Below are 11,606 nucleotides of genomic sequence, written 5' to 3'. Positions count from 1 at the left end.
CGACTTTTTCTTTTCTAACATCCTCTCTATTTCCTCTCGCTCTTTGAAGCTGATTGGCTTGCGAACTTGTTTCATGTCTAGAAATAAAATATAAACTTATTTTATCTCTAGGGTGGTGCTTATAATTTTAGAATGTACGATAGAACAGAAAGTCTCGTAATTTTTTTAAAAATACGCCACAATATTTTCAGAATTTTTTCTGGTATGCTTAGCTTTTTTCAACTCACAAAAAATTATGGCATCCAAACCGTCCTTGATGAGGTGAATTTTCAAGTAAATGCAGGAGAATTTGTTGCTATTCTTGGAGCTTCAGGATCGGGAAAGTCGACACTCATTAGTCTTCTTATTGGAGCGGACAAACCCACATCGGGAAGTATCTCCATAGATGGAATTACTATAGAAGAACTCTCTCCAGGAGAGCTTCAGCTCTATAGGCAGCAAATTGGGGTGGTTTTTCAGGACTTTAAACTTCTGGAAAAAAAGACGGTATTTGAAAATGTCGCTTTTGTTTTGGAAGTTTGTGGTGAGCTGGAAATAGAGATTGAACACAAGGTGGGAGCAATCCTCGAGAGAGTCGGACTTACAGGGATGAGCCATAAATTTCCGCATCAACTTTCAGGCGGAGAACAGCAGCGTGTTGCGATTGCTCGAGCGCTCGTGCACTCACCAAAACTATTGATTGCTGATGAACCGACTGGAAATCTCGATCCACGAAACACGAGAGACATTGGGTCTCTTCTCAGCAAATTCAACAAAGAAGACCATCTCACCGTTATTGTCACCACCCATGATCCCGTCTTTTTGAAGAGTATTGTGAAGCCGAGAGTTTTAAAACTGGAACACAAAAAGATACACGAAGACACCACATGGGAAAAAACTTTTGAATTTGGAGGAGAAGAAAAAGAGGAAGGAGTGTAGGAATTTTCATGCATATTTACAATGCTCTTCTTATCACGAAATACTCAGAAATGAGAGAAAGTGAGCAGTTTGTATTGTGTTGTCGGAGCGTGACAACAGAATCACATCCTTTTCGAGGAATACAAAAATCCTTGTTCACGAAGAGCAAAAGATCATTTCCGCGCCGAACATTTTCATTGAAATTTTGAATGCCTCAACAAAAATTTTGAAGAGAGATGGTAAAGTGACTTCCAGAATAATTCTTTGGAATGGATCTCGAAACGAAACTTTTCTGGGCATCACTCGATTTTCTGAACATACGAAGACTCGCTATTTTTCGTTCATATTTTGGGAATCTCCAAAATGCAAAAAAAAACATTACTCGAGAAGATCTCATAAAAATGGGAATCCGAGAAAGGAGTACTGAGGCATGTATTGAAAAAATAAAAACGATGAATTTCTCAAGAATTCAGAAGAAATTTGAACAAGAAAAATGCCAACTCATATTTATTGATGATGAATCTTTTCCCTCTGCGCTTCGGAATATTCCAGATCCGCCAATCTTTCTTTTCACAAAAGGAACGATTCTTCCCGAAGATAATATTTCTCTTGCAGTTGTCGGAACAAGAAAATGTTCTCCGTATGGAAAAAGAGTCATAGCGCACATTTTGCCCGAAATTATTCGGACTGGATTTACCATTATTTCGGGAATGGCATTTGGAGTTGATACAGAAGCTCATCGGGCAGCGCTTAAAAGAAATGGAAGAACTCTTGCCGTGTGGGGAACAGGGATCGATCTTCCGTATCCAGTGCAGAACAAGAAGCTTGCGAGAGAAATAGAAGAGTCGGGAGCAATCATCTCTGAATTTCCGCTCGGCACACCACCTGATCCATATAATTTTCCAAGGAGGAATCGCCTTATTTCTGGAATTTCACTCGGGGTAATTGTTATTGAAGCACAAGAAAAATCAGGATCACTCATTACTGCAAGGATTGCCCTTGAACAGGGGAAAGAAGTTTTCGCTGTTCCCGGGGCCATTTTTTCTGATCTTTCTGAAGGAGCAAACACCATTATTCGAAAGGGCGAGGCAAAGCTCGTGAGTGGACCTGCGGATATTCTCGAAGAATTTTCTTTTGTGAAAAACAATACAGAAGTCCGAAAATTTATTCCAGAAAACGAAATTCAAAGAACGATTTTCGAAACACTCTCAAAAGAAGGAATGTCATTTGATGAACTTGTTTTGCTCTCGAAAAAAACCAGCGCAGAAGTTTCCACTGCACTTCTTTTTATGTCCATGAAAGGGGCGGTAACAGATTTAGGAATGAATGAATGGGCGAGGAATTTCTAACTCCGCTAAAGCGGAGTTAAATCCCAAAAAATTTTTCCGCATTCTTCGTTGTCGCTTCCGAAAATTCTTCTAACGAAATTCCCCGTATTTTTGCAATAAATTCCGCCGTGTCTCTTACAAATGCCGGTTCGCATCTTTTTCCCCGATTCGGCGGTGGAGCCAAAAATGGAGCATCGGTTTCCACCATAATTCGATCAAGAGGAATCGTTCTGACCACCTCAAGAAGAAAATCATTTTTTCCAAATGTCACGACTCCTGTAAAAGAAATCATTCCATTAAGATCGAGAATTTTTCTCGCGACTTCCATTCCTTCCGAAAAACAATGCACTACAAACGGATACCCTTTATGTTTTTGTAAAACTTCAAGGGTTTCGTTCACCGCTGATCGCGAATGAACAATCACTGGACGATGCATCTTTTTTGCAAATTCAAAATGTATTTCGAATGCAGAAACCTGTCTTTGAAGAGGTGGATTTTCCGGTCGATACAAATCGATTCCTGTTTCGCCAATGGCAACAACTTTTGGATGAGAAGCGAGCTCTCGAATAGTCTGAAAATCATCTTCAAAAGTCTCTTTAGTATCAGAGGGATGGATTCCAAGTGAGCCGTATACACCCTCATATTTCTCGAGAATCGGAATCGTTTTTCTCGCATCTTCAACTCTACAACCAATAGAAATCATTTTCGTAACGCCAGCGGCTTTCGCGCGCTTAACAACATCATCGAGATCAATATCAAACTTGTCGAAATTCAAATGGCAATGAGTATCAATGAGGTGCATAAAAATTACTCAGAATTCTTCGTGAGAAAATATACGCCGATCATTATGGGCACAAGACCACCAATTTGCCAAATACTCGGAATTTCTCCAAGGAGAAAAAACGAAAAAATAAGCGTGAAGAGAGGTGCAACAGAAGAAAGAGCAAGTGTTTTAGAGATAGAGATTCGAAAAAGAGCTTCTACCCAAAAAATATTCCGCAAACCAAAGAGAAATACCCCATTAAGAATGAGAACAGGAAGGACTTTCCACATTGCACTTATTTCGGGTATTGAATTCACAAAAGAAGCCAAGAAAAAAAGGAAAAACACACTGATAAAACTTCGGATAAAAAGAAGAAATGGCGCACTTACTAATTTACGTGCTTCTTTTTGAAAATAATTTCCAAGTGGAGGGAGCATCGTGGCAAGAATAATGAGAAGATCCCCCTTTTGCACATGAAATTCGCCTGGAAAAAGAATAAGAACGGCTCCTATTAGCATAAAAACAGCACCAAGAGCATGAGTTTTTTGTTGTGAATCTCTTTTCCAAATACTGAAAAGGAGAAAAGTGAAAAAAACTTCAAAAAGCGCAAAGATGCTCGCATTTCCTGCGGTAGTATATTGGAGACCAAGAAAAAACACAGAAAAATACCCAATCCCTACAATTCCCGTGTTGAGAAAAATGTATTTCCATGCAGCTACTATTCGAAACGCCCCCCATGTTTTTTGAATAGTTACAATAACAGCAAAAAACACACTCGAAAAAAACGTTGCTCCAGCAAGAACAAAAAGCGGAGGGAGAAAAGAAAAAGAAAAAATACTTACAATAGGAACCATTCCCCAGAGAAAAGCCTCTCCGAGAACAAAAAGCTCCCCTTGTCGTTCGCGAGAAATAACCATAGTATTTTTCATTGTCCAAACTGTATCAATTTCATTCGTAAAAACCAAAATGGAAATTGCGAAATACACATTTTTTTGCCAAAATCATTCACGCTTTCCTGCCGACGTGGTGAAATTGGTAGACACGCAGGCTTCAGGAGCCTGTCCCGCCTAGCGGGATGAGAGTTCGAGTCTCTCCGTCGGCACCAAAATTTATGAGAATAATTTTTCCATATTTTGAAGTTTGCACGATTTAATAATACTCACAGGCGCAGGTTTTACCGCTAATTTTGGAGGATTTTTGTCACCAGAAATGTGGGCAAGAATATTAAATAATCCTCTTATACAAAAGAAAAAGTGCCTCAGGGAAGAATTGCTAAATGATTTTGATTTTGAAGAGGTTCATTATCATCTTTTTCACAGCAGATACGGTCAATATTCTGATGAGGATAGAGTCGATTTTATGCAAGCTGTTGAAGAAGCATATAAGCATCTTGATGAAAGAATCAAAGGATGGAGAGCATCGGAAAATCCTTTACGAACGTGTATTGAAGAGTCATTCGGCATCGAAAGCAAGCAGGAAAGAAAATTTATTTTTACCCTAAATCAAGATTTATTTGTTGAGAGGGTGTTTCATTACAAACCGGCTGGAGTACAAGCTTTTAAGGGCGACATTTATGAGATTGATTCTCAAATCAAAAAAACCGACTTTGTCAAACTCCCAGAAGAAAAAAGCCTTGAAGAATTAGAGAACGATATTAATTCTTATAAAGGGCCAACATATATCAAGCTTCACGGATCATATGGATGGATCTCTGGCACAGGAGCCAATCAATTAGTAATTGGGATGAATAAGAAAGAAGATATTGAAAAAGAACCACTTTTAAAAGCATATTATAATTTTTTTGAAGAAGTTATTGCATCAACAAAGAAAATTCTCGTCATTGGATATGGATTTGGAGATACTCATATAAATCGAGTCTTGTACAACGGTATTGAAAAATCAAATTTAAAATTATACATCGTAAACCCAACACTCCCCAAATTCTTAAAAACAATCTTCCATACACAAGCGCCTAGAATCAAACTGGGAAACGGTACGCCAAGCGACCCACCAGCAGATCCCTATAAATTTTGGGGCTCCGTGTCAGGCTATTTTCCCTATACTCTCAATGAGATTTTTCCACATGGAGTTTCGGATGGGTCGATATTGAGAGAATTAAAACTCGCCCTGCAAAATGGATAATAAAACAATAAAAAATAGCCCTCCTCGCGGAAGGCTATCCTTGGATGTAATACCCTTTCAGTTTATGTCTAAAACCGAAAGACGCCTAATTATAGCGCATTCACACAAATAATGTCAAAAATTTTATTTCCATAATGTCATGAAATCCCCCTACGCATTCCTCGATTCCCTCGGCATCTCCTACACAAAACACGAACATCCTGCACTCTTTACGGTTGAACAAGCAAAAGAGCATTACCATAAAATGCCCGGAGGACATACGAAAAATTTATTTTTACGAAATAAAAATGGAGACAAACACTATTTAGTAATTGTTGAAAGTCTCAAGAAAACAGACTTAGATTGGCTGAAAAAATATTTTCAGGAATCAAAACTCAGCTTTGCATCTCCTGAACGACTGATGAAATATTTAGGTCTCACACCGGGCGCAGTTTCTGCCCTTGGTCTTATCAACGATGAAAATCATGAAGTACGAGTTCTTGTAGATACTGATCTTTTTAAACTTGAAACGATTTATGCACATCCAAATGTGAATACAGCAACGCTTGGAATTCCGAAAGAAGGCTTTCGAAAATTTCTGGAAAATGTCGGAAATCACGTAGAGTACGCCCGAGTAGAAGAAAGAACTGATAAATAAAATTGCCAGACAACGACAAAGAAGTTCCCTTCTAATAGCTCAGAAGAATTCGGGCATCACGGTAAAGGCGCTTGTCTTCTTGGAGAATTTTCTGCATATTCTTGAGATATTCTTGACCTTTCACAAGAGTTGCTTCTTTATTTTTCGAAGTAGGACGAAGAGTTTTAAAAACATTCACAGCCATGTCATATTGCCGATTTACTTCTTTCATATCATTTTGAAGCGTTTCCAAAAGAGAGAGTACTTCAGAAACATCATTTCCTGCCGCTTGTGATTTGCGAATATCTTTTCCGAGAAGAGCATACTGATCTTCTGCGTAGGCTTTTATGCTCAGCGCTGTCTGAGCGGCAAAAAGAGTTGACGCTTCCGAAATCTTTTCACTGAGATCTGGGGAGGCTGCACGAATTTCTTCTGTTATAGTAAAAATTTTATCAGAAGTTTCTGGATCATTCGGATCAAACGCCCATATCTTCTCACGAATTTTCTGAAATTTTTGTTCCAATGAAGAGAAATCTTCCTTTTTCAAATTGAAATTAAATCCTAAAGAAACCGGACTCGCAGCAACGATATCGAGTTGCATTTTTGCGAGTGAAATCTTATTCAGAGATTCATCAACATGAATTTTTAAAAATTCAATAGCATCTGTTTGATTGTTGTTAAAAGGAACGCTCGTTCCCAGTGTCGCCTTGTTAGAAGGCTCAAGGGATGATGGCGTGGAAGGTGCAGAATTCTGCGGAGCAGAAGCTTCTTGTTGCCCGTCCTTATTATTGTACTTGTTCACATACTGTGAGAATTTTTCTCGGGAAGTCATATACTTCTCATCAAAATCTACAGGCTTTCTCGAAGCCTTTTGATATTCTAAAAGTTGCAGTCGATACTCCTGAACACTCCTGCCAGAAAGAGAAGGCGCAGCAAACGCCTCTGGAACGAACATGAGACCGAGAGAGGCAAGTGCGCCGAAAGAAAGAAATCGAAAAAACTTTTTCATGGGAATTAGTTTAAAAAAAATATGAGGAGAAAAAAACAAGTTGCTACACTTCTGTAGTCGGAATTCGGGTACAAAAAGAATTAAATATCAAAAGAGAAACTCTTGAGACCTTCAAGATCTTGCATGCTGTGATCAAAATCATCCATAAGGGCATAGAGAAGAAGATCTTTTTGAGGTTCTTCTCCTAAGAGGAGGTCATCCACAAAGACATCATCGGAACTAGGAGGAGCAAAAGAACGAGAAGATTCAGATGCTTTCAAAGAAATCGCTCCTTTTGGCAGATCGTTCGGAGAAATTTCAGGAGGGGATCCAGTGAAAATCGTAAAGATGATAAGGAGCGCAAACGCAGGGGCGGTTGCCAGTCGAAGACCTCGAACAAACATTTTCCAAACATTTCGCCAATCAGAAAAGAGAGATTCCACCACATTCACACGAACAGACTCTTCCTCAAATTGTTTTCGAAATGTGAGAAGAACCTCAGCCTTAAGAGCCTCTCGAAACTCAGGAGAAGCTTGTCTTTCTCCGGAGAGGAGGATGTTGCCGATAAAGGCATTTCGAGCCGATTCTGAGGGATGAGAAGAGTTCATTTGAGAGAAGAAGGGGGAGGAGAATAGGAAATGGTGCCATTTTCTGCGAGATCACGAAGTTTTTTAAGAGCCCTAAATTGCGTCACTTTTGCGGTATTTTTACTCATCTGGAGTTCTTCTGCTGCTTCTTCAAGCGTGTAATTTTGGAGAAATCGAAGTTCCAAGAGTTTTCGAGGTGTTGCTTGGAGATGATGAAGAGATTTCTGTGCGATGGCATGAAAATGCTGCCAATTTTTTTCCGCGATTTCAAAGTCTTCTTCTGGCTCTTCTGCGATGTCTACGTCATTACTGGTGAGATAATCTTCAAGAGGGATAGTGGGGAGCGCATATTTTTCGCGCCAGTAGTCGGCTATTTTATTTTTTGCGATCCCAAAAACCCAGGTAGAAAATGTTGATTTGAGTTCAAAATCTCGAATTCGTGTTACTACTTCCAAAAATATTTCACTCGTCATATCTTCAGCATTATCCGAATCATCAATACGCTTAGAAATATAGGAGTACACCTTGAGAAAAAATGAGTCAAAGAGCTCTTCCATAGCGGATTCCTCGCCTTTTTGTGCCCGCTCAACGGTGGTGAAAAATGGATCGGGAGTATTCATACGGGCATCATACCACATCTCTTTCGTCGGGAGCGGGGTACAAAAAATGTAAAATGTAAAATGGGAAATGCAAGAGAATCAAGAGAATAATGAAGAAGAATCCAATCATCATCTTTATATTTATAATTAATGGAAATAAAATTGAACACTAGTCTTGCACAAATATTGCATTTAGTCAATATAAATTGAAAAATGTCAACATCCGAGCCTAATTTAAAATTCTAAATTTAGAATTTAAAATTCTTAAAATGATCCAGAGCACCCAAGATGGAAAAAATTACGAATTGTAAAATGAAAAATAAATCGGAAAAGGAGCATTCGTAATTGACAAATTCGGAATTCGTAATTGAAACTGTACCCCACTCTCGACATACCGTGTGAAAGCTTTGTTTTTTATTTTCTATTTTTTATTCTTTTATTCATTTCAAATGAATATCCTTCGTACGCTTGTTCATAAAGGAACGGCTGTCCTTATGAGCATTGCCATTGTTCTTTCAGTTGCTCAGCCAGTTTCTGCGAAATCTTCTTCCGCGGATGATTTTTTTAAGGCAAAAGATCCATTTTCGGATATTTTCTCTTCAGAATCGAGTACAAGTAGCACTTCTGAACAGATACAAGTTCCAGAGCCGCCACAAGGATTTGAAGACGTGGTAAGAACAAATTCGGAATTCAAAAATCCGTTTTATGATACAGATCCAAAGACATTACAAGGACTCGCGGCAGCATATGCATACCATGTCCTGAACGCCGTCGGCGGTTATAGCGATGGATCATTTCGAGGAGATGAAATTCTCAACAGGGCAGGACTTGCGAAAATTATTCTTATCGCTCGATATGGACTCATTAAGGATGACGACAGCAAGAAAAACAATGGAAGATTCGGAGATATGCTCGAAAAGGAGTGGTATCGTCCATATATGATGATGGCGGTTCTCAAGGGAATTTTAAGAGGATATCCTGATGGAACAATGAGACCAGCAGCCCCTATTACGACAGCCGAAGCAACAAAAATTGCAGTGGAAACATTCAATCTTCCGAAAAACCTTCCCTACGATTATCTCGATGTTTTTTCGTATGACTGGTTTGCACCATATGCAGGAGCTGCTCAGGCATATAATTTTTTCCCCCTTAGAAATAGCCCTCAATATTTTGAACCACAAAGACTCGTAACACGATTTGGACTTGTTGTCATGATCTATCAAATTTTGAAAGGAGAGAACACAGTTCCAACTCCAGAACCACTTCCTCCTATTCCGCAGCCACTTCCTCCTGTCCCAATGCCAAGTACGGACGATTATGTTTTAAATGGAACAATGACAGTAGGAACAAATGACTATAGTAACCCAGAAGACATTGCGATTACTCCAGATGGAAAAACAGCAGTTGTCAGTCTTGTGGGAGATGGAACACTTGAGTACATTGATATTTCTCCTTCTTCGCCAGGAGGACCTCACACTGTTCGAGAGATACATTCAGGATCGTCGACTGAAACAGAAGAATCTCCTACGGGAATAGCGATTATTCCAGATAGCACGAAAATTCTTGTAGCAGAAACAATAGGCGATTTTGTTCTCGTGATGAATAGTTCTAATCTCATAGTAGAAAGAGCAATATCGACAGAAGGTGAATCTTCCAGCAATCCAGAAGACATTGCGATTACTCCAGATGGAACAAAAGCGCTTGTAACTCTTCCTGGAGAGGGCGCCGTAGGAGTATTTACGCCTTCGGCATATCGTCTTGATCGAAAAATTCAAGTCGGAGGAACTCCAACCGGAATTGCCATCACTCCAGATGGAAAAAAAGCACTTGTAGCGGACAATTCATCTGAGCAGATTCTTGTTCTGAATCTCTCTGACTATTCCGTCAGCAAAAGAATATCAGTAGGAAAAAATCCATTTAGCAACCCCGAAGACATTGCGATTGCTCCAGATGGAAAAAGAGCTTTTGTAACTCTTGTTGGAGATGGGAATGTTGAGGTGATTGATTTAGAAAGTAGCAGTGTAGTGCGCACTATAAATGTTGGAGGATCTCCCACAGGAATTACTGTTGCACCAAATGGAAAAAAAATATATGTAGCGAATAATCAAACTGAAAAAATTCAAATTATTGATGTAGTTCCAAGTACACAGCCACTTCCTCCAATCCCTGTTCCTCCTAATGAATGTACATTAAATGTTCTGAGCGACATGAATGAAACAGTTGAAGAAACAGGAAGGAAAGCGGTCTCTCCATGGATGCATCCGACGTGGACTGCTTCAATTCCAGGAGCAAAATGGATTTGGAAATCAGAACTTGTAGAAGATCCTACCGATGAAGAAACATACACTTTTACAAAAAATTTCAGTTGGACTCAAAGTGTGTATTCAGCAACTCTCAAAATTGCGGCAGATAATTCATATGAAGTATGGCTAAATGGAACACTCGTTGGAGCAGACGCTTCTGAAAATAATTTTCAAATTGGAACTCAAGATTCTTACAATGTCGCACCAGCTCTTGTGAATGGAACGAATACTCTTAAAATTCGGGTAAAGAATTTGTCAGGATTTGCGGATCCATATTCCAATCCTGCAGGACTCCTCTACAGTCTGAATATTCAGGCAAGTAATTGTGGAGGTGGTGGAGGATACCCAATTCCAGAGCCATTAATTCTGAAAGCAAGACTTTCTCCAGACACTCCTCCATCGCAAGAATTTCCGGCAGATGTCGTGAATGTTCCTGTTCTGAAGATACAACTTACGGCATCTTCAAGTGAAGCTCTCCACATCAGCGATGTCGGAATTACCGACAATGGAAATGGAAAGATTCAAGATGCTGGTCTCGTAAAAATTTTTGATGGAGACAACAAACTTGGAGTATCATCAGGAGACTATGACGGAAATCTTGTTTGGATTCACCTCTCTCCTAGATTTGATATTCCTGCGGGAACAACAAAAACAATGACCGTTGGAATAGAACGTCATGCTTGGAACACTTACAACGGAAATAATTCCAAAAATAAGAAAAATCACATTTTCTCTCTTCATGCGGCAAATCATATTTCTGCCAAAGGAGATTCAGGACGAAGAGCTATAGTTCTCGGACAATTTCCGATTAAGGGAAATAAAATGACATTTGGAAAAACGCCAGATCAAGGAAATTCTTACCCAATTATTTCAGCGTTTTCAGGACCAGAATATTTAAAAGTCGGTGAAATCGGGGAATGGAAAATTACAGCAAGAGATCCAAAGAATGGTCCATTAACATATTCTGTGACATGGGGGGACGAAGGCGATTTTCTCGCTCGTCCATCGACATCAGAAATTATGGCATCCTTCAATCAGACCGTAACTCTGACGCACTCGTATCAGAAAGCGGGGAAATATAATCCAAGATTTGTGGTAACAAACAATGCAGGACTTACAGCAGAAACTACAGTCGAGGTAAAAGTAGGAATTCTTTCTCCGAATAATCTTCCTCCAGTTATCTCAGGAATTAGCGCGCCAACAGTGCTTCAGGTTGGACAAGAGGGAACATTGAAAGTAACCGCAAGTGATCCAGAAAATGGACCATTAACATATACTGTGGTATGGGGTGATGAACCTATCCAGATTCAGCCATATCTCGTAAATCAAACGGCAACGTTTAGTCATACATATTCTCGCGCTGGAACGTATACACCGACAGTT

General features: G+C 39.5%; 10 protein-coding genes and 1 tRNA gene. 6 read left to right on the top strand and 5 right to left on the bottom strand.

The window, feature by feature from the left end; all coding sequences use genetic code 11:
* The first annotated feature begins 204 nt into the window (after positions 1-204).
* Together HZA38_05825 and dprA are read left to right on the top strand one after the other, a co-directional pair.
* Positions 205-918: an ABC transporter ATP-binding protein gene (locus HZA38_05825; protein MBI5414998.1), complete on the top strand. Its 714-nt coding sequence runs from the start codon at positions 205-207 to the stop codon at positions 916-918.
* Between the two features lie 248 nt (positions 919-1,166).
* Entirely contained in the window at positions 1,167-2,246 is a 1,080-nt protein-coding gene (gene dprA, locus HZA38_05820; GenBank protein MBI5414997.1) for a DNA-protecting protein DprA, read from the top strand.
* A 16-nt stretch (positions 2,247-2,262) separates the two neighbouring features.
* On the opposite strand, the gene HZA38_05815 is transcribed toward dprA, so the two are convergent.
* Together HZA38_05815 and HZA38_05810 are read right to left on the bottom strand one after the other, a co-directional pair.
* A complete protein-coding gene (locus HZA38_05815) occupies positions 2,263-3,027 on the bottom strand; it encodes a TatD family hydrolase (GenBank protein MBI5414996.1) in 765 nt (254 codons plus the stop codon).
* A 5-nt stretch (positions 3,028-3,032) separates the two neighbouring features.
* Complete coding sequence (locus HZA38_05810) at positions 3,033-3,953, bottom strand: DMT family transporter (GenBank protein ID MBI5414995.1); 921 nt, start codon at positions 3,951-3,953, stop codon at positions 3,033-3,035.
* Between the two features lie 52 nt (positions 3,954-4,005).
* Here HZA38_05810 and HZA38_05805 point away from each other — a divergent pair.
* From HZA38_05805 to HZA38_05795, 3 genes are all read left to right on the top strand, one after another.
* A tRNA-Leu gene (locus HZA38_05805) sits at positions 4,006-4,093 on the top strand.
* Positions 4,094-4,128: 35 nt separating this feature from the next.
* The gene (locus HZA38_05800; GenBank protein MBI5414994.1) at positions 4,129-5,130 is read left to right on the top strand and encodes an SIR2 family protein; all 1,002 of its coding nucleotides are present in this window, start codon (positions 4,129-4,131) and stop codon (positions 5,128-5,130) included.
* A gap of 139 nt (positions 5,131-5,269) precedes the next feature.
* A complete protein-coding gene (locus HZA38_05795; protein MBI5414993.1) occupies positions 5,270-5,767 on the top strand; it encodes a prolyl-tRNA synthetase associated domain-containing protein in 498 nt (165 codons plus the stop codon).
* Between the two features lie 31 nt (positions 5,768-5,798).
* Here HZA38_05795 and HZA38_05790 read toward each other — a convergent pair whose 3' ends face one another.
* The 3 genes from HZA38_05790 to HZA38_05780 all read right to left on the bottom strand — a co-directional run bounded on the left by HZA38_05790 (position 5,799) and on the right by HZA38_05780 (position 7,941).
* Complete coding sequence (locus HZA38_05790) at positions 5,799-6,755, bottom strand: hypothetical protein (protein MBI5414992.1); 957 nt, start codon at positions 6,753-6,755, stop codon at positions 5,799-5,801.
* Positions 6,756-6,835: 80 nt separating this feature from the next.
* A complete protein-coding gene (locus HZA38_05785) occupies positions 6,836-7,342 on the bottom strand; it encodes a hypothetical protein (GenBank protein MBI5414991.1) in 507 nt (168 codons plus the stop codon).
* Positions 7,339-7,941 (bottom strand): sigma-70 family RNA polymerase sigma factor, encoded by a 603-nt coding sequence (locus HZA38_05780; protein MBI5414990.1) that lies wholly within the window; start codon positions 7,939-7,941, stop codon positions 7,339-7,341. The genes HZA38_05785 and HZA38_05780 overlap by 4 nt, the downstream gene beginning before the upstream one ends.
* Positions 7,942-8,369: 428 nt before the next feature.
* Here HZA38_05780 and HZA38_05775 point away from each other — a divergent pair.
* Positions 8,370-11,606: S-layer homology domain-containing protein (locus HZA38_05775; protein MBI5414989.1), on the top strand; the 3,237-nt coding region annotated here is incomplete at its 3' end.

This window comes from Candidatus Peregrinibacteria bacterium (genome assembly GCA_016220175.1).
Classification (GTDB): Bacteria; Patescibacteriota; Gracilibacteria; order CAIRYL01; family CAIRYL01; genus JACRHZ01.
This window is presented reverse-complemented; position numbering and strand designations above follow the sequence as displayed.